This is a genomic window from Desulfovibrio desulfuricans, from assembly GCF_024460775.1.
Classification (GTDB): domain Bacteria; phylum Desulfobacterota; class Desulfovibrionia; order Desulfovibrionales; family Desulfovibrionaceae; genus Desulfovibrio; species Desulfovibrio desulfuricans_E.
On sequence record NZ_JANFYZ010000130.1, the window covers coordinates 1 to 217 of the forward strand.

A 217-nucleotide genomic window follows, 5' to 3' on the forward strand; every position below is an offset into this window, starting at 1 on the left:
TGTTCGCTACGAACATATCCAGATCGTCGCCTTTGTACTCGTTATCTGCCAGCGTAACTTCTAATTTGACCGTCTCATATGCAAGTTTTGCGTAATTATTTTCCTTGCTCAAATGCCCGAGCACGATATGTTTCAGATTATCATGTAGTATATCACAAAGCAGACGACCTGACAATTCATTTGATAAATGTCCCCTGTCACCGAGAATCCTCTGTTT

Annotated in this window: 1 pseudogene; it reads right to left on the reverse strand. The window is 41.0% G+C overall.

The features are described from left to right. Positions 1-217 (reverse strand): annotated as a pseudogene (locus tag NE637_RS15660) (hypothetical protein); the annotation flags it as partial.